The organism is Rhizobium sp. BK196 (assembly GCF_014193255.1).
In the GTDB taxonomy this organism is placed as follows: domain Bacteria; phylum Pseudomonadota; class Alphaproteobacteria; order Rhizobiales; family Rhizobiaceae; genus Rhizobium.
In genome coordinates this window covers 59680-81465 of record NZ_JACHZB010000008.1, presented here as the reverse complement: position 1 = coordinate 81465, position 21786 = coordinate 59680, and the positions used below count along the sequence as shown (strand labels likewise).

At 59.1% G+C, this 21786-nt stretch carries 21 protein-coding genes and 1 tRNA gene; 11 read left to right on the top strand and 11 right to left on the bottom strand.

The annotated features are described in order from the left end of the window. The first annotated feature begins 11 nt into the window (after positions 1 to 11). The 3 genes from FHT78_RS23280 to FHT78_RS23270 all read left to right on the top strand — a co-directional run bounded on the left by FHT78_RS23280 (position 12) and on the right by FHT78_RS23270 (position 3887). The gene (locus FHT78_RS23280; RefSeq protein WP_183748938.1) at positions 12 to 431 is read left to right on the top strand and encodes a hypothetical protein; all 420 of its coding nucleotides are present in this window, start codon (positions 12 to 14) and stop codon (positions 429 to 431) included. 93 nt (positions 432 to 524) lie between these two features. Next, entirely contained in the window at positions 525 to 3074 is a 2550-nt protein-coding gene (secD, locus tag FHT78_RS23275) for a protein translocase subunit SecD (RefSeq protein WP_183748937.1), read from the top strand. 96 nt (positions 3075 to 3170) lie between these two features. Beyond that, positions 3171 to 3887 (top strand): HAMP domain-containing sensor histidine kinase, encoded by a 717-nt coding sequence (locus tag FHT78_RS23270; protein WP_183748936.1) that lies wholly within the window; start codon positions 3171 to 3173, stop codon positions 3885 to 3887. 10 nt (positions 3888 to 3897) lie between these two features. Here FHT78_RS23270 and FHT78_RS23265 read toward each other — a convergent pair whose 3' ends face one another. The 3 genes from FHT78_RS23265 to FHT78_RS23255 all read right to left on the bottom strand — a co-directional run bounded on the left by FHT78_RS23265 (position 3898) and on the right by FHT78_RS23255 (position 5896). Then, a complete protein-coding gene (locus tag FHT78_RS23265; protein ID WP_183748935.1) occupies positions 3898 to 4335 on the bottom strand; it encodes a response regulator in 438 nt (145 codons plus the stop codon). Between the two features lie 31 nt (positions 4336 to 4366). After that, positions 4367 to 5071 (bottom strand): helix-turn-helix transcriptional regulator, encoded by a 705-nt coding sequence (locus FHT78_RS23260; protein WP_183748934.1) that lies wholly within the window; start codon positions 5069 to 5071, stop codon positions 4367 to 4369. 453 nt (positions 5072 to 5524) lie between these two features. Then, complete coding sequence (locus FHT78_RS23255) at positions 5525 to 5896, bottom strand: response regulator (RefSeq protein ID WP_183748933.1); 372 nt, start codon at positions 5894 to 5896, stop codon at positions 5525 to 5527. A 201-nt stretch (positions 5897 to 6097) separates the two neighbouring features. Between FHT78_RS23255 and FHT78_RS23250 the strand changes: the two genes are divergently transcribed. The 4 genes from FHT78_RS23250 (at position 6098) to FHT78_RS23235 (ending at position 11913) form a co-directional block, all read left to right on the top strand. After that, positions 6098 to 8239: a PAS domain-containing sensor histidine kinase gene (locus FHT78_RS23250; protein WP_183748932.1), complete on the top strand. Its 2142-nt coding sequence runs from the start codon at positions 6098 to 6100 to the stop codon at positions 8237 to 8239. Further along, positions 8226 to 8651, top strand: coding sequence for a response regulator (locus tag FHT78_RS23245; protein ID WP_183749152.1), 426 nt, complete (start codon positions 8226 to 8228; stop codon positions 8649 to 8651). The genes FHT78_RS23250 and FHT78_RS23245 overlap by 14 nt, the downstream gene beginning before the upstream one ends. A gap of 3 nt (positions 8652 to 8654) precedes the next feature. Further along, complete coding sequence (locus FHT78_RS23240; protein ID WP_183748931.1) at positions 8655 to 10250, top strand: response regulator; 1596 nt, start codon at positions 8655 to 8657, stop codon at positions 10248 to 10250. An 88-nt stretch (positions 10251 to 10338) separates the two neighbouring features. After that, entirely contained in the window at positions 10339 to 11913 is a 1575-nt protein-coding gene (locus FHT78_RS23235) for a VOC family protein (RefSeq protein ID WP_183748930.1), read from the top strand. A 157-nt stretch (positions 11914 to 12070) separates the two neighbouring features. Here FHT78_RS23235 and FHT78_RS23230 read toward each other — a convergent pair whose 3' ends face one another. The 3 genes from FHT78_RS23230 to FHT78_RS23220 all read right to left on the bottom strand — a co-directional run bounded on the left by FHT78_RS23230 (position 12071) and on the right by FHT78_RS23220 (position 15058). Continuing rightward, positions 12071 to 12967, bottom strand: a complete 897-nt coding sequence (locus tag FHT78_RS23230; protein WP_183749151.1) for a DMT family transporter — start codon at positions 12965 to 12967, stop codon at positions 12071 to 12073. Between the two features lie 116 nt (positions 12968 to 13083). Further along, positions 13084 to 14535 carry an FAD/NAD(P)-binding protein gene (locus FHT78_RS23225; protein ID WP_183748929.1) on the bottom strand — a complete coding sequence of 484 codons (1452 nt, stop codon included), beginning with the start codon at positions 14533 to 14535 and terminating at the stop codon, positions 13084 to 13086. A 94-nt stretch (positions 14536 to 14629) separates the two neighbouring features. Beyond that, the gene (locus FHT78_RS23220; protein ID WP_183748928.1) at positions 14630 to 15058 is read right to left on the bottom strand and encodes an OsmC family protein; all 429 of its coding nucleotides are present in this window, start codon (positions 15056 to 15058) and stop codon (positions 14630 to 14632) included. 155 nt (positions 15059 to 15213) lie between these two features. Here FHT78_RS23220 and FHT78_RS23215 point away from each other — a divergent pair, with 155 nt between their 5' ends. Genes FHT78_RS23215 through ligD form a run of 4 tightly spaced genes read left to right on the top strand, consistent with a single transcriptional unit; the run spans position 15214 to position 19120 of the window. Continuing rightward, positions 15214 to 15477, top strand: coding sequence for a hypothetical protein (locus FHT78_RS23215; protein WP_183749150.1), 264 nt, complete (start codon positions 15214 to 15216; stop codon positions 15475 to 15477). Between the two features lie 32 nt (positions 15478 to 15509). Then, positions 15510 to 15743 carry a DUF2188 domain-containing protein gene (locus FHT78_RS23210; protein ID WP_183748927.1) on the top strand — a complete coding sequence of 78 codons (234 nt, stop codon included), beginning with the start codon at positions 15510 to 15512 and terminating at the stop codon, positions 15741 to 15743. 12 nt (positions 15744 to 15755) lie between these two features. Then, on the top strand, positions 15756 to 16598 hold the full coding sequence (locus tag FHT78_RS23205; RefSeq protein WP_183748926.1) for a Ku protein: 843 nt from the start codon (positions 15756 to 15758) through the stop codon (positions 16596 to 16598). Positions 16599 to 16600: 2 nt separating this feature from the next. Next, complete coding sequence (ligD, locus tag FHT78_RS23200; protein ID WP_183748925.1) at positions 16601 to 19120, top strand: DNA ligase D; 2520 nt, start codon at positions 16601 to 16603, stop codon at positions 19118 to 19120. Between the two features lie 42 nt (positions 19121 to 19162). On the opposite strand, the gene FHT78_RS23195 is transcribed toward ligD, so the two are convergent. From FHT78_RS23195 to infA, 5 genes are all read right to left on the bottom strand, one after another. Next, complete coding sequence (locus FHT78_RS23195) at positions 19163 to 19969, bottom strand: Ku protein (RefSeq protein ID WP_183748924.1); 807 nt, start codon at positions 19967 to 19969, stop codon at positions 19163 to 19165. A gap of 375 nt (positions 19970 to 20344) precedes the next feature. Continuing rightward, positions 20345 to 20420: transfer RNA gene (locus tag FHT78_RS23190), tRNA-Phe, on the bottom strand. A 176-nt stretch (positions 20421 to 20596) separates the two neighbouring features. After that, entirely contained in the window at positions 20597 to 20809 is a 213-nt protein-coding gene (gene yacG, locus FHT78_RS23185) for a DNA gyrase inhibitor YacG (protein WP_113298516.1), read from the bottom strand. Positions 20810 to 20829: 20 nt separating this feature from the next. Next, on the bottom strand, positions 20830 to 21450 hold the full coding sequence (locus FHT78_RS23180; protein WP_183748923.1) for a Maf-like protein: 621 nt from the start codon (positions 21448 to 21450) through the stop codon (positions 20830 to 20832). A 58-nt stretch (positions 21451 to 21508) separates the two neighbouring features. Then, positions 21509 to 21727, bottom strand: coding sequence for a translation initiation factor IF-1 (gene infA, locus FHT78_RS23175; RefSeq protein WP_003545338.1), 219 nt, complete (start codon positions 21725 to 21727; stop codon positions 21509 to 21511). Between the last annotated feature and the right edge of the window lie 59 nt (positions 21728 to 21786).

The window sequence follows — 21786 nt, the reverse complement described above, 5'->3', positions numbered from 1 at the left end:
GATTGGCGCCTTTGAGCCGATTTGGGAGTGAAATCGCCGAGACGGAAGAGACGGAGCTGGGTCAGCGCCGTCTGGCGAACCGCATTGCCGCTTCCGTCGTCGTTGCGATTTTCGCCTATCTCGGTCTGCTCTTCGGCGGCAACATCGTCATCGGCCCTTTATCGGCGCCAAACAGCCTCTCGTCTTCCAATCGAGATTCACAGCAGACGCAGATCACTGCGCGCGACGCCATCCGCGGGCTTTTGATCAGCGACCGAAAGGTTTCACCGAAACAACAGCTCCATGACGCCGGCCCGGCGGCTCTCAGCGCCGCGCCGGCGCTGCAATTCACCGACTGGCGCCAAGCCGCGCCGGCTTCTGAATTCCAGGGCCCGCTGCGCCTTGCCGCTAGCCGGGCTCACCAGCCCCGCGCGCCGCCGCTGGCTGCCTGAATCCCGTCGCATCGGGTGCTTCTGATCCCAACAGACATGTAGACATGCCGCAGCGCGTTGCGCCGGCCCAAGCATTATCCAAGGATTTAAAACATGCGTAATTCACCATGGCTGGTGTTCACCTATACGGTGATCATCGTGCTCGGCCTGTTGATCGCCCTGCCGAACGCGCTGCCGCAGAGCGTGCTGCAGCGCGTCCCCTCCTGGTTGCCGCACAATCAGGTTTCTCTTGGTCTCGACCTTCGCGGCGGTTCGCACCTCGTGCTCGAAGTCGATGAAGCCGACCTCACCAAGGAGCGCCTGAATTCGTTGCTGCAGGATGCTCGCCGTGTACTGCGCGAAAAAAACATCCAGCCGAAGTCAGTCGTTCGCAACAATAATAACATCGTTGTTTCGCTCGCCGATCCTCAGCAAAGCGATGCTGCCGTCACGCAGCTTCGCACGCTCGGCAATACCATCGCCAGCGGCATCAGCGCCGGCCAATCGGACCTTTCGGTCACCGCTGACGGCGGCAATATCACCATCGGCTTCTCGCCGGCTGGTATTGCAACCAATGTCGACAATGCGGTTGCGCAGAGCCTTGAAGTCATCCGGCAGCGCGTCGACCAGGTCGGCGTTGCCGAGCCGACGATCCAGCGCATCGGCGCAAACCGCATTCTCGTGCAGCTTCCGGGTGCGCAGGATCCGTCCCGCCTTCGCGAACTTCTGGGCTCTACCGCCAAGATGTCCTTCCATATGCTCGCCCCGAACGGCCAGGCCGGTCCGGGCGTGACGATCATGAAAGACGACGAAGGCAACAGCTACCCGGTTCTCGACCGCGTCGAGATTTCCGGCGACCGCCTCTCGGATGCCCGCGTCAGCTTCGACCAGAGCCAGCAGCCGGTCGTCACCTTCCGCTTCGACAGCGCCGGCGCGACCCGCTTTGCCGATATCACCCGCCAGAACGTCGGCAATCCATTCGCGATCGTGCTTGACGACAAGGTGCTGAGCGCGCCCGTCATCCGCGAGCCGATCACCGGCGGCTCGGGTCAAATCTCCGGCAACTTCTCGACGGATAGCGCAAATACACTCGCGGCTATGCTGCGCGCCGGCGCCCTGCCCGCCAAGCTGACCGTCATCGAAGAACGTACGGTCGGTGCCGACCTCGGCGCGGACGCTATCCGCATGGGTCTCTATGCAGGCGTCGTTGGTTTCGTGCTCGTGGCTGCCTTCATCTTCGTGCTCTACGGCACATGGGGCATCCTCGCGAATATCGCGCTTCTTATCCACACGATCCTGACCTTCTCGGCACTGACGCTCGTCGGTGCGACACTGACGCTGCCCGGCATCGCCGGCGTCGTGCTCGGCATCGGCCTTGCGGTCGATGCGAACGTCCTGATCAACGAACGCATCCGTGAAGAAACCCGCAAGGGCAAGAGCGCCTTTGCTGCTATCGACACCGGCTTCCGCCGTGCTTACTCGACCATTATCGACGGCAACATGACGGCGCTCATTGCAGCGGCGATCCTGTTCTGGTTCGGCTCCGGCCCGGTTCGCGGCTTTGCCGTGACCATGGCGCTCGGTCTCATCATCTCGATGTTCACGTCGGTCGCTTTCGTTCGCGTGACGATGATCGAAATCGCCCGTCGCCGGAAGATGAAGACTATCAACATCAAGCCGCTGATCCCCTTCAGCCCCTACGACAAGCATATCCAGTTCATGAAGGCGCGCTTCTTCGGCGTAACCGTCTCCGCGCTGCTGTCAATCGCTTCGATCGCCCTCTTCATCTATCCGGGCCTCAACTACGGCGTCGACTTCCGTGGCGGTATCCAGATGTCGGTGAAGACGCAGGAGGCCGCCGATCTCGGCCGCTTCCGCGAGGGCCTGAACGGCCTCGGCCTCGGCGAAGTGGCACTGCAGTCCTTCGGCGACAACAACACCATGCTGGTGCGCGCGCAGCGCCAAGAGGGTGGTGAAGAGGCGCAGACCGCAGCCGTGACCAAGCTCAAGGCGGAGATCGTTAAGATCGATCCGTCGGCGACCGTCACCGGCACCGACGTCATCGGTCCGAAGGTCAGCGGCGAGCTTGCCTGGGCAGGTATCCTGTCCGTCGTGATCGCGAGCCTCGCGATGCTGTTCTACATCTGGTACCGCTTCGAATGGCCGTTCGCGGTCGGCGCTATCGTCACCCTCATACTCGATGTGACCAAAGCGATCGGCTTCTTCGCGCTGACGGGGCTGGACTTCAACCTGACGGCCATCGCGGCGATCCTGACGCTCGTCGGCTACTCGGTGAACGACAAGGTCGTCGTCTACGACCGCATGCGTGAAAACATGCGCCTCTACAAGTCGATGCCGCTGCGCGAAATCATCGACAAGTCGATAAACGAGACGCTGGCTCGAAGCCTCTATACCAACGCGACGGCCTTCCTCTCGTTGCTGCCGATGGCGATCTGGGGTGGCAGCGCGGTCGAAAGCTTCGCTATTCCGATGGCGTTCGGCATTCTTGTTGCGGCTGCATCCTCGGTCTTCATCGCAGCACCGATCTTGCTCTTCCTCGGCGACTGGCGCCGCCGCCATGCCAAGGCAGTCGCGGCTTCGAACGATGCAGCCGTAGAGATCATTCCGCCGGATGCAGGCCAGCCGCGCAAAACGACAGGCTAAACCGCCGACATTTAAGCGGGACTTGGAGAGGGCGCCGGTTGCACAGCCGGCGCCCTCTTTCTATGTTAAATTCAAAGAGATCGGGAGCACCGCCACATGTCTTCCAACCCGACGGCGAAAAAGCCGGAAACTGGTTCCACTGGCGATCAGGAGGAGCGCATCAAACGCTTCCTCGCGACCGCCTCGCACGACCTGCAATCACCGCTCCGCCATATCGCCATGTATGCGGAAATGCTGCTCGACGATCTGGAGCCGACGCTCGATGGCGAGCAGCTGCAGAGCCTCAGAATGATCATGGAGAAGGCCCAGACGGCACAGCGGCTGACCAAGGCATTGATGAGCCTTGCGGGAACGATACCGCAGATCACGATAAGCGACGCGCGCCTCACCGACCTTGCACGAGAGGCCTGGAAGCAAGCGCTGGACGAATTTCCCGTGAGCGGCGCGACACTTGATGCGGACAATCTGCCCCTCATCCGCAGCGATGCCGCACTTCTGACCATTGTTCTGAAGCACCTCTTCTCGAATGCGCTGACATTTCATGGCTCAGCAGCGCCGCGCGTCAGCGTGACGGCCACACGGGACGGTGCGGACTGCTGCATCATCGTTGCCGACAATGGCTGCGGTATCGAGCCAGACTATCAGGAGAAGATCTTCGATGCCTTCTGGAAGCTGCCGAAATCAGGCACGGCGCAAGGACCGGGGCTTGGCCTGACGACCACGCGGGACCTGCTCGGCACGCTCGGCGGCGATATCAAGCTCGACCATTCCGATGAGAGCGGCAGCCGCTTTGCGATCCGCCTGCCGGCTTAGAGCGTCCTGGTCAGATGCTGTAATCGTCCTTCCAAAAATCCGGGACATTATAGGTCACGTATTCTCGGATAATGTGTTGTAGCGTTTGGACGTCGATCTCATCTTTGCCGATGCGGAAATCGACGCCGTAATCGGGAAATTCCTGGAAATAGTTCCCTGATATATCGGTCGACACCACGCCGATCGGGCCGGTATAGCCGATGCCCCTGAGTTCAGGTACGGTCTCGCGAAAATCAGCATTCGGCAACAAGCGGTTGTCGAGAAGGACGAGATCGAAGCGAGCAGCCTTCATCTTGTCCAGCGCGTCACCGATCGATTGAGAATATTCGACATCGACGCGCGGTTCGGAAAGATCGGCAATCTTCTTTTTGAGCGAACGGAATTCGATGAACTCGTCGTCGACGAACAATACCTTCACCGCATTCCTGCGCGTTGCTTCAACACTCATCGTTTCATCTTTCCCCCGACATGAAACCGGCTCACGAAACCAGGCCGTTTCGCAAGGCAATCGCCACCATATGAACGCGGTTGACGGCATCGAGTTTCCGGACTGCGGCCGTGATATGGGAATTGACCGTGTGTTCGGAGAGGCCGAGGATAATGGCGATCTCCGCGGAGGTCTTGCCTTCGCTCGTCCATTTGACGATTTCGGTTTCGCGCTGTGTGAGTCGACCGGACATTTCCTGAGTCAGAATTTCCTCATACAGCTTGTCGAAGATGCGTATGGCATCGAGCAGAATATCCGCCAACTCGCCCTGATCCGGCTCCTGGCGCTGGCCGCTGAGCACCAGGCAGTAGCGACGTCCTTCCGGCGTAAACAGTGGAATGAAGAGGAATGTGTTGCCGCTGAATTCATTGAAGACGAGGTCTGGCGGATAGCCTTCTATCGCCGCACTTTTTCCATGCACCGGCGTCGTCAAGAACTGCGCTGTTCGCGCCTTGGCAGTTCCCAAAGCTTCCTTGAGAGTCTTGACGAAGAGGCTCATGCGCCGTTCGGCGACATTGGTTATGACGACATCGCGTTCTCCAAACGGAGCTGCAGCTTCCGAGATGCGCGCCAAGGTAAAATTGTCGAAAGTGTAGTGCTGTGCGGCCGCTTTCAGCAGGCGAAAAAAATCTGTGCGGTTGATGGCCCGGCTGAGTTCCGGACCGGCATGAAAGGGGACTGCGGCAGCACTGGTCATTCCCACTCTTCCTCCTCCCCAATTCTCTTTCCGCCGATCCCGAAATCTTGGGATATACGTCTTAAACGCGAACAGCTACAAAAATTGCGAGACAGTTGATGACCGATACCGAAACGGGGACTTTCGATATCGCAAGCGGAGACATCTCGACTACAGGTGATGCATAGGACAGTTTACTCGAATAGTAGCTCTTACCTAGGTATCCCAATCTCTCCGCAGTCAACATCCATGGATGCGGAAAGACAGTGCCGGAAGTAAGCGCGGGAGAGCCGGTCGGGCCATTCAGCTAAGGGGTTGGCTGACGTTCGTGGCGGCGAACACGGATCGGGCGGCTCTCTCAGCGCCTTTTGGTTTTCCTCTCTTCGGTTGCATTTTGAAATGTGCTACCCGGCTTGTCAATTGCGCTACGCACTTCCGGCGTATCGCGTATGCAGCTCCGTCGCATTTTCGCAATCACCGATTGCCGAAGAACCCAATAAAATCCAATGGCTTCTCCAGATAGAAATCGGCACCGGCTGCAAGCGCCCGTTCTCGGTCTTCCACCGCATCCGAACCACTGCAGATGCCGAGCCGCATGGCGGAAAAACGCTCATCCCTCCGTAGCCGCGCGATCAGACTGCTGCCGCTGTCGAGGGGCATATAGAGATCAGCGATAAGTACATCCGGCACACTGCCGCCTCGTTCCAGACGCTCCTCAAGCGCCTCGAACGCAGCCTCTGGGTTGGAAAAGCAGAATAGATCAACATCCACCTGCTGTTTCCTTCGAATATAGTCGAGATAGAAGAGATCATCCTTGCTGTCATCGACGTAAAACAAGATCGGCATTTGGCACCACAATCCGGATATTGTTTCTGATGTTCTGCATTGTTCCTCACTGAGACATTAACGCCACTTTGATAAAATCCGATATCGACCTTTGAGAGTTTGCTGTCGAAAAGCATGTTTTGCCCAACAATCTGCCTATTGAGTATTCGGCGAATTCAGAAAAGATGGCTTGCTACAGGACACGGCGGAGAGGTGGTGCAGGTGCGGGATGCCGTTACATCAGGACGAGACGGGACGGAAAGCGGTCGCTACCGCGTGGTCGCGCTCGTCGTCGGCTACCTGTTGGTCTTGCTCGGTCTAGCTGCGCTGACCGGGTGGCTGCTGGAGGTCGAAATCATCATCTCTATCGTACCCGGCTTTCCGTCCATGGCATTCAATACCGCCATTTGCTTCGTGCTGTCGGGTGTCGGGCTAGCCACATCGATGGAGACAGGCAAGCCTAACCGCATCGTACCCGTCATTGCTTGCGGCCTGGCCGCCTTGCTTTCCGGCATGCGCCTGATGGAGATCATCACACTCGGCCGCAGGATACATAATGTCGATATGTTCCTAACGCAGTTTTTCGTCTCTCCAACCTTTGTCGAACAGGTCGGCGGCGGTATGGGGCCGAACACGGCGCTGATCTTCCTGATCACCAATCTTTCCATTCTCTTTGCGCTCTACGGGAGAAGATCACGCGGCCAGCTCGTGCAGGAACTCAGCAGCTATATCGTCATCACGCTCGGCATGATCGCGCTTGCCGGATACATCACCCATGCCGAACAGGGATATCGCTGGGGTCCCTATGCCGCGATGGCTCTTCCTACGGCCGTCGGTCTGGTAGCTTTCGGGTGCGGGCTTCTTGCCAGATCCTGGTGGATGTTGCCGACCAACAGGGCGCAGATCCCCCTCTGGATACCGGCATCGATCTGTTTTACCAGCCTCATCGTCGATCTCTATACGCCACTTGGCGTGGCAAACGGTATTCTCTATGTCCCGCTCGTGCTGACCGCGCTCTGGTTCGGAAATCGTAACGCGCCGATTTTCTTCGCGTTCGTCTGCACTCTCTTGATCCTGCTTGGCTTTTTTGCCGTCAACCATGCTGAGAACGAATACTGGCGGGAAGCTGCCAATCGTTCAATCACGGCAGCGACGCTCTGGCTGATTGCCATTTTCGTCTTCTATTTCATGCGCAACAGCCAGCATCTGGAAGCCGAGCGCATCCGCTTCAGCGCACTGGTGCGCACTACGCCTGACGCCGTGATCGCCATCGACGAGGCCGGGCGGATCATGAGCTTCAATCCGGCCGCCGAAACCATGTTCGGCTACACACCGCAGGAAGCGATCGGCAGAAACATCAAGATGCTGATGCCGGAACCCTATCATTCCGAACATGACGCCTATCTCAGCAATTACCGGCGCACCGGCGAGGAACGGATCATCGGCACCACGCGCATGGTCTCCGGGCGGCGCAAGAACGGTGTGGTCTTCCCAATCGACCTGTCGGTCAGCGCCGTCGTCGGCGGCTCCAGCAAGACCTTCGTCGGGATAGTACGCGACATCAGCGAGCGCGTGCGCCAGGAGGAGCGGATGAAAACGACGCTGGCTCAACTCGAAGCCTATACAGCTGATCTCGAGCGCTCCAACCACGATCTCGACGAATTTGCCTATATCGCCTCGCACGATCTCAAGGAGCCGTTGCGTGGCCTGCACAATCATTCCCGCTTCCTCCTGGAAGATTATGAAGACAAGCTCGACGAAGACGGTGTGCGCAGGCTCAACCGGCTGGTCAGGCTCAGTCAACGCATGGAAAAACTCGTCAACGATCTTCTCTATTTCTCGCGCATAGGCCGGCAGCAGCTGGCGGTCAAAAGAACCGACATCGGTTCGATCATCCGCGACGTCGCCACCACCATGGAGCTCCTTCTGGAGGAGCGGCATGCGAAGATCGTCATTGATGGCGTGCTGCCGGAGGTTGTCTGCGATGCACCTCGCCTTACCGAGGTGTTCCGCAATCTCATTACCAATGCCATCAAATATAACGACAAGCCCTTGCCTCTCGTCAGCGTCGGCTATCTGGAACGCTATGTCGGCAAGGACGGGATGACAGCCCGCAACGTCTTCTACGTGAAGGACAACGGCAAGGGCATACCCGAAGAATTCTACGAGGATATTTTCCGTATTTTCAAACGGCTTGAAAAATCGCAGGATTCCGAGGACGGCACCGGCGCCGGGCTCACCTTCGTGCGCAAGATCATCGGGCGCCACAATGGTGAGATATGGCTGGAGTCACAAGTCGGCATCGGCACGACGTTTTATTTTACCTTAGGAAGGAAGCGTGAGGGCCAGAATGCAGCAGCGTGACATGCAACCGATCCTCATCGTCGAGGATAGCGAGGACGATTTCGAAGCGACGACGCGCGCCTTCAAACGAACCAATCTGCGCAACCCCATCCGATGGGCCGCCTCCGGCCAGGAGGCGCTTGACGTACTCGCCACCATGACGCCGAAGCCCGGCCTCATCCTGCTTGACCTCAATATGCCCGGCCTCGACGGGCGCAAGACCCTGGAGGCGATCAAGTCCAACGTGCATTGGCGCAAGATCCCCGTCGTGATCCTCACGACATCGGACGACGAGCGCGACATCGAGGGCTGCTATGCGCTCGGCGCCAACACCTATGTACAGAAGCCGGTCGATCTCGACGGATTGTTCGCCGCTATCCAGCGGCTCAAGGAATATTGGTTCGAAATCGCAATCCTGCCTTTAGAGGACTGACATTTGGCGGAAAACTGTTGCGTTCTCATCATCGACGACAACATAGACGACCGGGAAGTCTATAGACGCATGCTGGCGCGGGTCCCCGGCACGAACTATACCGTGATCGAGGCCGAGAGCGGTGACGAGGGTCTCGCCCTCAACAGCCAGAGGCACCCTCACTGCATCTTGCTCGACTATTCGCTTCCCGGCCGCGACGGCCTTGGCGTGCTCTCGGAAATCCTCGCCCAAAATGGGGGCGCCAATGTGGTGATGCTGACCGGCCAGGGCAATGAGACCGTCGCCGTTGAAGTGATGAAAAGCGGCGCGCGCGACTATCTCACCAAGGACGCGCTTTCGCCGGAGACGCTGCATCGCTGCATCCAGAACGCCATGATGCATGGTGCACTGGAAGCAAAGCTCGAGCAGAAGCGGCAATCGCTCGAAATCTTCACCCGCGCCATGGCGCATGATCTCAAAGAGCCGCTGCGAACGATCAAATCCTTCAGCCGCATCCTGCACAGCTCAGCCGAACTGCCGGCCGAGGACCGTGAGCTTCTCGATTATATACTGAGCGCCGCCGACCACATGGAAGACCTGATCGTCAAGGTCTCCGGCTTTACGAGACTGGAGGTTTCGAGCGAGCTTGAGCTCAGGCCGGTGCCGCTGTCTGCCGTGCTCGATCGGGTGGAGCACAACCTGCATCAGCAGATCCAAAGTCGGCAGGCGGCCATCACCCGCGGCCCGCTGCCGGAGGTGATGGGCGACGCGACGCTGCTGATCCAGCTGCTACAGAACCTCGTTTCCAACGCGATCCGCTATTGTGAGGATGCCGTTCCGGAAGTGCGCATTTCGGCCATAGCAGACAAGGGGATATGCCGTCTGACGGTCGGCGACAACGGGCCGGGCATCGATCCCGATCATCGCGAGCTGATCTTTCAACCCTTCAAACGCCTCGTCGGCCGCGGCATCGAAGGCACAGGGCTCGGGCTTGCCATATGCCGCCGCATCGCGCAGCTGCATGGCGGGTCGATCTGGTGCGAGGCGAAGAACGGAAGGGGTGCGACCTTCCTGCTCGAACTACCGCTCGCTAAAATATCAAGCGATCAGCCGGTCATCCGCGGACAGCCGCAGATGGCAAAAGCATCCGACCATGCGAACGAGAGCCGCGGCAGGCTCGCCGAAGTGCTGCTAGTGGAAGACAGCCCGGCAGATATCCAGCTTCTGAAGATCAAGTTGATGCGGCGCGAGAAGGTGAATTTCAATCTGCATGTGGCGACCAACGGCCGGGAGGCGATACGGCTTCTGGAGCAGCGTGTCGGCGTCCCGGGCGAGCCGCAGATCGACCTGATGCTGCTCGACATCAACATGCCTATCATGGATGGTTTCGAAGTGCTGAGTGCGCTCTCGGCCGACCGGCGGCTGAACCAGATTCCCGTCTGTGTGCTCAGCACATCCAGCGACGAAAGCGACATGCAACGGGCAAAAGACCTCGGCGCGCTCGCCTATATGGTCAAGCCGGCAACGCTGCAACAACTTGAAGAAGCATTGGAGGAGGTCGAGACGCTGGAGCTCGTGCCGCACGGCGACGCACTTGTGCTTTTTGCGGAACAAAATTAGAGAAAAGGCCATTGGCAACGGTATGATGCTAGCAACGACCCTTATCCTCGCGCTCCTGGCCTCGCCTTTTCAATTCGGGCTTTCATCCATGGCTTCAGGCATACACCATATCACGCTGATCACCCGCAAGGTGCAGGCGAACGTAGATTTCTACGCCGGATTCCTCGGCATGCGGCTCGTCAAACAGACGGCTGGTTTCGAGGACGCCACGCAGCTTCATCTCTTCTACGGCGACGCCGAGGGCAATCCGGGCTCGCTCGTCACCTTCCTCGTTTGGGAGGACGGAGCACCCGGCCGGGCTGGCTACGGCCAGATCAGCGAAATGTCTCTGGCGATCGATCCGACCAGTATCGGTTACTGGCTGACGCGTGCGATGCGCTTCGGCTTCCGCTCGGAAGGCCCCGCGGATGAATTCGGCGAACCGGTACTGCGGCTGAAGGACCCCGACAATGTCATCGTCAAGCTTGCCGGCACCAAGGATCTGAAATCGACGGCCGTCTGGAAGGGCGGCGATGTGCCGATCGAACACGCCGTGCAGCGCGTACGTGGCGCGACCATGCTCACCGAAAAGCCCTCCGAAAGCCGCCATTTCATCGAGAGCCATTTCGGCTACAGGTTCCAGGCAAATCGCGGCACGATCGACCGCCTCGTCTCGCAGTCCGGAGACATCATCGATGTGCGCGATGCGCGTGGCTTCTGGTCCGGTGCGCCAGGTACCGGCACGGTAGACCATATCGCCTTCCGCGCAGATGACGACGATGCCGTGCTTGCCGTTCACAGGGCGCTCGAAAAGGAAAATGCCTCGGCAACCAATCTGCACGATCGCAAGTACTTCCGCTCACTCTATGCCCGCGAGCCCGGCGGCACGCTCATAGAACTTGCTACCAACCAGCCGGGCATGCTGGTGGATGAGCCGCAGGCCACACTTGGAAGCAAGCTTTTCATCCCGCCAAAGGATTCGATCACCAATCTCAGCGAATTGAAGGTCGTGCTGCCGCAGTTTTCCATGCCCGGCCAGCCGCGCGTCAATTATCGCGAGCTGCCTTTCGTCCATCGTTTCTATACGCCGCCGGATCCAGACGGCAGCGTCTTTGTACTGCTGCACGGCTCCGGGGGGAACGAAACGACGCTGATGCCGCTGCTGAACAAAGTCGCTCCACGCGCCACCCTTCTCGGCGTGCGTGGCCGCGCGACCGAGGAAGGCTTTCCGCGCTGGTACAAGCGCCTCACGCCTTTCTCCTTCGACCAGGACGACATCAAGAACGAGGCCGAAGCCTTCGCTGCCTTCATCGAAGGCGCGGTCAAATCCTACGGTCTCGATCCAAAGAAGGTCGTCTATGTCGGCTACTCGAATGGCGCTAACTTACTGAATTCACTGCTCTACCTTCACCCAAACCTCATTCATAAGGCGGTGTTGCTGCGCTCCATGCCGGTCCTCAGCACCTATCCGCATGCCGATCTGAAGGGCACGGACCTGCTCGTCATCAGCGGCAAGATGGATGCGTATGGCAGATATGCCGGTGAGCTGGAAGAGCGGCTGAAGACGTCGGGGGCAACCGTCGATTCCGACGTCATCCCCGGCGGTCACGATCTGAGCGACGCCGACGTGCCAATCATTCAGAAATGGCTGCTGCAAGAAAGCAAACTGCAAGAAACCCAATAGCCTACCAGTGGAAGCTGTCCGGGCATGACGCCGGGACCGCACCAAGCGTTGGCGGAGCATCGCGATCGATGGCATCGAGCCTTGCAAAACCGGCATCCTGTACAAGACATACTCCGGGACAGTCTAGCAGCCAATGGTCAAGCTTCCTTAAGCGAAGCTATCCCCGTCTTGCGATCATGATGCCGGCAAGAACGATCAGGCCGCCCAAGGCCTGCATTGCCGTGATGGATTCATTGAGCAGCGCCCAGGCGAGAATGGCCGCGACAACCGGCTGGAGAAGCAGCGTCAGCGAGGAGAAGGCGGCCGGCAGATAGGCAAGCGCATAGGCGATCGCCACTTGCCCGCCCGCATGGCTGACGAAGGCAAGGCCTGATACCACCGACCAGCCGTAAAGGCTTGCCGGCAGCATGTGGCCTTCGAAGAAAAACGCGAGCGGGAAGACGCCGACTGCGGCAGAGGCCGTGCTCCATAGCATAATACGGATCGTATCGAAACGGCTGCGCAACGCACCGATCGCCAGGATATAGCAGGCGTAGAAGACGGCGGCGATCATGGCGACGCCATCACCGCGCAGATCGCCATTTCCAAAGGCAGCAGGCCCGCCCTTCAGCACAACCACGCCGGCCAATGCCAGGACGAGGCCGAGCAGGAAGACGCGGGTAACCTTGGCCCCGAAGAACAGAAAGCCGATGGCGGTGACGAAGACCGGTGCAAGGTTTGCGAGCAGTGTCGCGTTGGCAACCGAGGTCATGGTGATCGACAGATGCCAGGCTGACAGATCAAGCGCCAGCACGGCGCCAGGCAGGATCAACATCCCATAATCGGCCAGGCTCTTCGGCCTGGGGCCGGTATTATCCTTGCGCAAAAGCGAGAAGATAAAGATCGGTATCAGTGCCAGCGCCACTCGCCAGAAGGCTGTTGCCATCGGCCCGACCTCGGAAAGCCGCACGAAGATCGGCGATCCGCCGATCGCCGCGCCGCCGATAATGAGGGCGACAAGCGGAAGACGGCTGGAAGAAGAGCTTTCGGAAACGGAAGAAGAGGCTTGCGACATGATCTCGAGGCTTTCTGTGCGGCTCACCCTGCAAGCCGCGACACGCTGCGAGTATCAGAAGCGGGGTCTCGATGACAGTCAGAGAACGACAGGCCGATGGAAAATAGAGCCGCGAACTATCTCGTGGCTGCCTCTTTCAGCTTTTCGGCGATCTCGCGAGCAACGAAGACCGTATGTTCCGTGATCTGCGGCAATCCCATCAATTCACCGAAGGTGCCGCGTGCAAGCGGACCGGAAATGAGCAAAGAAGGGATCACCTGGCCATTCGCTCCGATTGCTTCGGAGCGCTCGGAGCAAGCAAGTCCGAGACCGGTCGGATCAAGGACGAGATAGCCTTCGCGCCCGAGTTCACCGAGCCAGGGCTGCGTCTGCAAAATACCGCCATGTGCGGGACCGGTTGTGACGACGACGGCATCGAACGTCCGTTCCAATCTTTCGCCGGCATGCCGCGGCTGCAGCATAACGTGGATCGTTTCACCCTCGACCTTGGCATCGGCAACGGACCCCGCAAGCACTTCCAGCCGGCGAGCTTCAATTGCTGCATCGAGCACTGCCTCCACCTGGGGAGCGATGCGAAAACGGTGAACGTCCCAATAGGGTCTGAGATGCCGAACGATGCGCCGCCGCTCGGCGACCGGTAAAGTCCGCCAGAGATCGTGTCCCTGGGAGCGCACCTGATCGATGACGGCATGCCAGCTCAAGCCCTGCTCGGCTGCCTGGCGAATGGTCAGCCGAATCTTACGCAACAGCGCGACTGCCGAGGATGCCGGATCGGCGATGAAATCGCCGAAGGGCTCCTGCGGAGCCGCAGCATGGCCGCGAGAGCGCAGGCCGCGGCGGGAAATCGCGACAATCGGACCTTCGTGGCCGTTTCGCGCAAGCGAGGCAATCACGTCTGCTCCCGTCAGCCCGTTGCCGATGACCAGAACCCTATCCTGCGGCCGCACGACCTCGAGGGCGCCCGGTTTCGTAGTATCGGCAATGAAGCGCGGGTGATCGCCAAGAGTGGCCGCCAGCCTGCCCGGCGCCACCGGCGGCGGATGGCTGGTAGCCACGGCGACGATATCGGCCTCCGTCAGTCCGCCCTTGTCGTCGGAGATCACCCAGCCATCACGCCTGCGACGGATGGCGGTCACCGTGGCGCGGCGATGAGTGATGGCGCCCGACTTCAGGAAGGGCTGCAGAAGCGAGCCGACATAATCGCCGAACACGCGCCGGCGCGGGAAAAGCTGGCCGTTCTCGCGTGCGGCTTCGGGATCGTCGCGCACGGCATTGTTCGCCTCGATCCAGCGTTGGAACTCTTCTACATCATCCGGCTGCAGGCTCATCTTGGCGGCCGGCACATTGATGCGGTGCGCCGGATCCACGGTGTCATAGGCAAGACCACGGCCGAGCATCGGGCGTGGCTCGAAGACCACGATATCTGGTGCATCGTTGCCGGCGAGCTTCAGCAAATGATAGGCGACACCTGCCCCGGAAACGCCGCCTCCGATGATGGCGACAAGCGGCCGCTGCGATTTCTGTTCGGTCGAAGATTCTGTCTGGAACTGCATCTCAGCCGGCGTCATTTCAATCGATGCCGGAGCATAGGTTGAGCACGAGGGCCACGCAATGCTCCGGGCTTATTGTCTATAATTTTTATGCTGAAACCGGGCAATCCGATCAGCCGGAGATCGTAGTTGCGAATTCCGGGGTGCCTCTGATGGTGTTGCTGACCGTGCAAATCTCGTCTTCGGCCATATGTGCAATCTTGCGTCGCGTTTCCTCGTCGATGTCGCCTTTGATGGAGAAGATGATGTTGAATGTCGCGACGCGCGACAGCCCTTCCGCCGCTTTCTCCCCGGTTACATCGGCGGTGATCTCGGTGATCTTGTCGAGGATGCCGAGCTGGCTGGCCGCCATGCGGGCACTCAGCACGAGACAGGCCGAAAGCGAGGAATAAAGCAGATCGAGCGGGTTGAAGCCCGGCTGTGACGGGCTGGTGACGATATCGATCTCGCCGCCGGTGACCGACGTGACATGCGGGAAACCGGTACGGCCAAGAACGGCATTTGCACCGGTGGGACGGAGACGAGCCTTGAGATCGGCCATTTTTAAATCCTCTGTCGAATATAGCTTTCAAATAGTGTCTGCAGCTCAAAGCCGCAATGTGGTGATCTGATTCCGCTGAGCGCTGCCGAACGGAACCTTTCTACCCCTCAGAAGTTTTTTTCAGAAGCGACCTCATGAAGAGGCACGATTTTCTCATGCCCAATGTCCGTCACATCGACCGCAAGCACAAAAATATGGATGTTCGCGACCGGCTGATCGTCGCGCTCTATGCGCAGCTCAAGGCCGAGCGGGAGACACGCGAGACGTTGGAATGGGCAATCCGCAACGGTGCAGTGTCCAAAGAGGTACTGGAAGCGATCGCCGCCGATCCGGTTCCTGTCGTGACCAGCGAGGATATCGCATCGCTTGAAAAGATCATCGCGCTCGACGAGCGGCGCAGCCGCTCGCCTCGGCAATGAATGACCAAAACGGCTGACAAGGAGGAAAGCATATGGCCGACATCACTTATCAGATCGTTCCGCATGACAGTGGCTGGGCCTACAAGCTCGGCGACACGTTGTCCGAACCCTACGCCACGGCAGAACAGGCGATGGATCGCGCAAGAAACGCAGCCGCACGCCAGAAGATCGGTAACGGCGATGCGCTGCTCGCCTATCCGGCGCCGGATGGGAGCGGCTGGAAATTCCAGCAGATCGAAACCGGCAAAGGCAACAGCAGGCTCTGAACGGAGGAGGCGATGGCGGCACGCGCAAGCTGGAAGGGCCATCTGAAGGTCGGCGACCTCGCTTGCGCCGTCGGCCTTTATACGGCCGTCTCCTCTTCCGACCGCGTCTCTTTCAATATCGTCAACCGCAGGACGGGCCATCGTGTCGAGCGGCGGTTCGTTGATAGCGAAACTGGCAAGCCCGTGGAGCGCGACGAGCAGGTCAAGGGCTACAGGATGGAGAGCGGCGACTACATCCTCATCGAAGGCGACGAAATTGCCGAGATCATGCCGGAAAGCGACAAGGTGCTGAATGTGCAGGGCTTCATTCCCTGCGATGAGATCGACAAGCTCTATTTCGACCGCCCTTACTATCTGGCGCCGGTCGACGAGCACGATGCGGAAGCCCTCGCATTGATTGCCAGAGGCATGCTCGATGGTAAAGTCGTAGCCCTTGCCGAAGCCGTGCTTTTCCAACGCAACCGTACATTGCTCATCCGCGCGCATGACGACCACATCATCGCGACCATGCTGAACTTCGACTATGAGGTGCGCTCAGCAGGCTCCGTCTTCAAGGACATTCCCGATATCAAATTCGACAAGGAGATGCTGGAGCTCGCCGGGCATATCATTGCCACCAAACAGGGCAGCTTCGACCCGAGCGGATATCACGACCGGTACGAGGCGGCACTCGTCGAACTGGTGAAAGCCAAGATCGAAGGCCGCGCGCCGCCAAAACGCAAGCGCGAGCCGGAGAGCAAGGTGGTCGACCTCATGGAGGCGCTGCGCCAAAGTGCGAAAATGGGCGGAAAGGCGCCGGCGAAAAAGCCTGCCCCGCGCAAAACCTCCGATAGAAGCAGCAGAAAGGCGAGCTGATCATGGCGCTCGAGACGTATCAGGCGAAACGCGATTTCAAGATCACGCCGGAGCCGCGCGGTAAGCCAGCCCGAGTGAAGGGCAACAGTTTCGTCATTCAAAAGCACGACGCCACACGGCTGCATTACGATTTTCGGCTGGAGATGGACGGCGTGTTGAAAAGTTGGGCCGTTACAAAAGGCCCAAGCCTCAATCCTGAAGATAAGCGCCTCGCTGTCCACGTCGAAGACCATCCTCTGTCCTATGGCGATTTCGAAGGTATCATTCCGAAGGGCCAGTACGGCGGCGGTACCGTGATCGTCTGGGACCGCGGTACCTGGACGCCGCTTGGCGATCCGCACAGGGCCTACCGCAAGGGGCATATGGAATTCGAACTCGACGGCGAAAAATTGAAGGGGCGTTGGCATCTGGTGCGCATGCACGGAAAGCCGGGCGAGAAGCGCGAGAACTGGCTGCTGATCAAAGGCGATGACGAAGAGGCCCGGCATGAGGGTGCACCGGATATCCTCAAAGAGCGTCCGGAATCTGCCAAAACCGGCCGCGAGCTGGAAGAGGTCGCCGAAAACCCTGACGCAACCTGGCAATCCAAACCTCAGGGCGGCAAGGCTGTTGCCGTAAAGACCAAGGCGCCAGCTCGGAAGGCAAAGGCCCCTGCCTTGCAGCGGGATTGGCCGAAAGGCGCGAAAAAGGGAGCCATGCCCGACTTCATCGAGCCGGAGCTTGCCAAGCTGAAGCCCAAGCCACCGGCCGGCGAACGCTGGATCCACGAGATCAAGTTCGACGGCTACCGGCTGCAGGTGAAGATCGAGGACGGGCGCGTGAGGATGCTGACACGCGGAGGTCTGGACTGGACAGAGAAATTCGGCAAGGACGTCGTTGATGCCTTCGCTTCCTTGCCTGTTGAAACGGCCGTCATCGATGGTGAACTCGTTGTGGAGCGCGATACCGGCGCATCGGATTTCTCCGCCCTGCAGCATGATCTCGGTGAAGGCCGTTACGACCGCTTCGTCTTCTATGCTTTCGACCTCATCCATCTCGATGGATATAGCCTGCTCAACGTAAGTCTTCTCGAACGCAAACATCTGCTGGAGAAGCTAATTCCGGAAAATAGCGACAAACTGCGCTATAGCACGCACTTCAATGAGAACGGCGGTCTCGTGTTGAACCATGCCTGCCGGCTCAGTCTCGAAGGCGTCGTCTCCAAGCTGAGCGACAGCAAATATGTCTCCGGCCGCAACGGCGAATGGATCAAGTCAAAATGCTCGCAGCGGCAGGAATTCGTCATTGGTGGCTACGTACCCTCGACCGCTATGAAGAATGCTATCGGCTCGCTCGCCATGGGTTATTACGAGGACGGCGCGCTGAAGCATGTCGGCCGCGTCGGCACTGGTTACACTGTCGCGACGGCACAGATGCTTTACGAGCGGTTGTCGGCAATGGAGATGAAGCAAAACTCCTTCGACGACAAGCTGACCGCCGAGGAGCGGCGAGGCTTGCACTATGTTAAGCCGCAGCTCGTTGCCGAAGTGGAGTTCCGCGCATGGTCGGCGGATGGTAATCTGCGCCACGCGGCCTTTCGCGGACTGCGGGAGGACAAGCCGGCAAAGGACGTTGTGCGCGAGATGGAAAAGACAACCGCCAAAAACCTGCCGAAATCGGCAGTGCAGCTGACCCATCCCGACCGCATCTATTGGCCGGACGAGGGCGTCACCAAGGAAGGTCTCGCCAATTACTATGCGCAGGTCTGGCGTTTCATGGCACCTTATGTCGTCAACCGGCCGCTTGCTCTGCTGCGCCTGCCTGACGGGATTTCCGGCCACCAGCGGTTTTTCCAGAAGCACGCCTGGAAAGGCATGAACGAACATATCGAGCAAATCACCGATCCCAAAGACAAGGGCGGCGAGAAGCTGCTGCGCGTTACCGATTTCGATGGCGTCGTAGCGCTGGTGCAATCGGCGGTGCTGGAAATCCATCCCTGGGGCACGACCACAAACAATTGGGAAAAGCCCGACATGATCACCATGGACCTCGACCCCGGCGAGGATGTGCCATGGGAAAATGTGATAGCGGCAGCTTACGAACTGAAGGAGCGTATCGAGGGCGAGGGCCTTGCGGCATTCGTCAAGACTTCCGGCGGCAAAGGCCTACATGTGGTGACGCCGCTTGAGCCGAAGGCCGGCTGGGTGGATGTGAAAGGCTTTGCGAAGTGGCTGGCCGACAGCATGTCGAAAGATGACCCCGACCGCTATCTTGCAACCGCAACCAAGGCGAAGCGCAGCGGCAAGATCTTCATCGACTACCTCCGGAACGGCCGCGGCAACACTGCTGTTGCTGCCTATTCCACGCGCGCCCGGCCAGGTGCCGCCGTCTCGATGCCGCTGGAATGGAGTGAGCTGACAACCGAAATCGGCCCTGCTTATTTCACCGTCGATAATACGCCGGCGCGCCTCGATGCACTCAGCAAGGATCCATGGGATGGGTTCTTTGCAGCAGCCAAGCCGTTGCAGAAGCGGAAGAGATAGGCTCTTGAAAGACGCTCCCCTTGTAGGGAGAAGCCTTTAGAACTACCGCGACTTCCCGCGACCACTTTCGGCCGCAAGGCTCTTCTTCAGCGCATCCATGATGTTGATGACGTTGCCGGTCGATTTTACCGGCGCCGGCTTGCGGGCCGGAGCAGCCTTCTTGAGGCTCTTTTCCTTGCCGCGGATCAAGGCCTTCAGCCGCTTCTGAACCGGATCCTGTACCATCGAAGGGTCCCATTCCTTCGTTTCTTCCTTGACCAGCTTCTTCATCAAAGCCAGCAAATCACTGTCGACCTTTGCCTTCATGTCGAGTTCGGCGGTCGGTTCGCGCACCTCGTCACCGTAGCGCAGGGTCCAAAGAACTATGCCCTTGTCTAACGGTTCCAGCAGCACGGCCCGCTCGCGCCTATAGAGCACCAGCCGGGCGATGCCGACCACATCATTGGCCCGCATGGCTTCCCGGATTACGCAGAATGCTTCCGTGCCGACCTTGTCTTCCGGCGCCAGGAAATGCGGCTTGTCGTACCAGATCCAGTCGATCGAACCACGCGGCACGAAGCTGTCGATATCGATGGTGCGGGTGCTTTCCAGCCCCACCTCTTCGATCTCCTCGTCCTCCAGCAGAACATAATCATCCTCGCCACGCGGATAGCCTTTCACCTGATCCTTCTCGGCAACGGGCTTGTGCGTGACACTATCGACATAGCGGCTTTCGACACGGTTTTTCGTCGCGCGATTCAGCACATGAAACCGCACCTTGCTCGACTCCGTCGTCGCCGGCGTCAGGGAAACGGACGCGGTGACAAGAGAGAGTTTGAGGTAACCTTTCCAGAATGCTTGCCGGGCCATTCGGCATAAACGGTGACGGCGGCGGGAGGTTCCGCCACTGGTATAGATCGAGTGAAAATTTCCGGCTCCACTGGCGAGTTTCTACGGAATGCAACGCCGGAGGATCGCGCTGCGCGGTCATGAGTGCGCGCCTTCACGCCGCTTCATACAAGCGAAAGATTAAGCCCTCTCCCATGTTGCAGAGCCCGAGCCTGACCATTTTGCGGGCCGGATAGACGAATATGTAAGGGACGTGCACGCTTTCCTCGCCGCGATCGAGCGGGCCGACTGTTTCGACCCGTCGCTACCAGATCGCCGCTACCAGTGTGCTACCACGGACGCCAATTTCGCGAGCTGGGGAGGTCAAAAGTTTGCTAATTATGGAGTGAAATCAAATGGTGCCCAGGACCGGAATCGAACCAGTGACACGCGGATTTTCAATCCGCTGCTCTACCAACTGAGCTACCTGGGCTAACCTGCTTCACGAAAACATTCCGCTTTTAGAATGTCGAGGCCTTGGTGCGCCCCGGAAGCGAGCGGGGTTATAGCATCTTGTTCGCCCATGGCAAGCATCAAATGATAGTTTTTTGACGGTCTTGCTGACTTTGGTGATTTGCGAGGAAAAATAAGGGCTTCGCGGTGGAAAACCTAGCTTTCCTCGTCGGGATAATCCGCCTTCGTCTCATCATCTGCCACGGGAATGGCGTAGGACCCCGTCAGCCAGCGCGACAGGTCCACTTCGCGGCAGCGGTTGGAGCAGAAGGGATAGTGTTCGCGGTTCGACGGTTTGCCGCATTCCGGGCAAGGACGTGTCTTGCGCAACGGCTCAACCTTGCCGCCGGTTTTCATTTCATCAGACATGGTTTGCTCCTTGCGGGAGATCAGCCTTCGGGCCAACGGCTGTGGACATCGAAGCCCTCGCCGGTCAACAGCAGAATGGTTTCGTAAAGCGGCAGCCCTACGACATTGGTGTAGGATCCGACCATTTTCTGTACAAAGGTGCCCGCCAGCCCTTGGACGCCATAGGCACCGGCTTTGCCGCGCCACTGGCCCGAGGCGATGTAGTTTTCGATCTCGAAACTCGACAGACGCTTGAAGCGCACCTTGGTCTCGACAATTTTTTGGCGCACTTTCCGATCAGGCGTGATCAGGCAGATGCCCGTATAGACCATATGGTTGCGGCCGGAGAGCAGGTGCAGGGAGTTCGATGCCTCATCGGCGAATTCCGCTTTGCCGAGGATGCGGCGACCGACAGCGACGACCGTATCGGCGGAGAGGATATAGCTGCCCTTCCAGGTGATGTCGCCCTTGATGGCGGCAAGCGCTGCTTCCGCCTTTTCGCCAGAGAGGCGGCGGGCGAGCGAGCGCGGATGCTCCGATTTCTTCGGCGTCTCGTCGATATCCATCGGCATCAGGCGCGAAGGCTCGATGCCGGCCTGATTGAGCAGATCGACGCGGCGGGGCGAGCCCGAGGCCAGAATGAGCTTGTATTTCAGCGCCATGGAACCTCGACCATCGGCAGGCGGGAGCGGAAGCTCCGGAGAGCTTCGCAGACCAAGCTTACTTGAAGCGGTAGGTGATGCGGCCCTTCGTCAGGTCGTAGGGCGTCATTTCGACCAGAACCTTGTCGCCGGCGAGAACGCGGATGCGGTTCTTGCGCATACGGCCGGCGGTGTGGGCAATGATCTCATGCTCGTTTTCGAGCTTCACGCGGAACGTCGCGTTCGGCAGAAGTTCGGTCACGATACCCGGGAATTCGAGGACTTCTTCTTTCGGCATATAAGGGTTTTCTTCCTGTATGTTGGCAAAGCGGCGCTGGGCGCCTCAAAATTTGCGCG

Coding starts and splice junctions, on each gene's coding strand:
- secD (WP_183748937.1), top strand. CDS start 525: ATGCGTAATTCACCATGGCTGGTGTTCACCTATACGGTGATCATCGTG.
- FHT78_RS23270 (WP_183748936.1), top strand. CDS start 3,171: ATGTCTTCCAACCCGACGGCGAAAAAGCCGGAAACTGGTTCCACTGGC.
- FHT78_RS23265 (WP_183748935.1), bottom strand. CDS start 4,335: ATGAGTGTTGAAGCAACGCGCAGGAATGCGGTGAAGGTATTGTTCGTC.
- FHT78_RS23260 (WP_183748934.1), bottom strand. CDS start 5,071: ATGACCAGTGCTGCCGCAGTCCCCTTTCATGCCGGTCCGGAACTCAGC.
- FHT78_RS23255 (WP_183748933.1), bottom strand. CDS start 5,896: ATGCCGATCTTGTTTTACGTCGATGACAGCAAGGATGATCTCTTCTAT.
- FHT78_RS23245 (WP_183749152.1), top strand. CDS start 8,226: ATGCAGCAGCGTGACATGCAACCGATCCTCATCGTCGAGGATAGCGAG.
- FHT78_RS23235 (WP_183748930.1), top strand. CDS start 10,339: ATGGCTTCAGGCATACACCATATCACGCTGATCACCCGCAAGGTGCAG.
- FHT78_RS23230 (WP_183749151.1), bottom strand. CDS start 12,967: ATGTCGCAAGCCTCTTCTTCCGTTTCCGAAAGCTCTTCTTCCAGCCGT.
- FHT78_RS23225 (WP_183748929.1), bottom strand. CDS start 14,535: ATGACGCCGGCTGAGATGCAGTTCCAGACAGAATCTTCGACCGAACAG.
- FHT78_RS23220 (WP_183748928.1), bottom strand. CDS start 15,058: ATGGCCGATCTCAAGGCTCGTCTCCGTCCCACCGGTGCAAATGCCGTT.
- FHT78_RS23215 (WP_183749150.1), top strand. CDS start 15,214: ATGCCCAATGTCCGTCACATCGACCGCAAGCACAAAAATATGGATGTT.
- FHT78_RS23210 (WP_183748927.1), top strand. CDS start 15,510: ATGGCCGACATCACTTATCAGATCGTTCCGCATGACAGTGGCTGGGCC.
- FHT78_RS23205 (WP_183748926.1), top strand. CDS start 15,756: ATGGCGGCACGCGCAAGCTGGAAGGGCCATCTGAAGGTCGGCGACCTC.
- ligD (WP_183748925.1), top strand. CDS start 16,601: ATGGCGCTCGAGACGTATCAGGCGAAACGCGATTTCAAGATCACGCCG.
- FHT78_RS23195 (WP_183748924.1), bottom strand. CDS start 19,969: ATGGCCCGGCAAGCATTCTGGAAAGGTTACCTCAAACTCTCTCTTGTC.
- yacG (WP_113298516.1), bottom strand. CDS start 20,809: ATGTCTGATGAAATGAAAACCGGCGGCAAGGTTGAGCCGTTGCGCAAG.
- FHT78_RS23180 (WP_183748923.1), bottom strand. CDS start 21,450: ATGGCGCTGAAATACAAGCTCATTCTGGCCTCGGGCTCGCCCCGCCGC.
- infA (WP_003545338.1), bottom strand. CDS start 21,727: ATGCCGAAAGAAGAAGTCCTCGAATTCCCGGGTATCGTGACCGAACTT.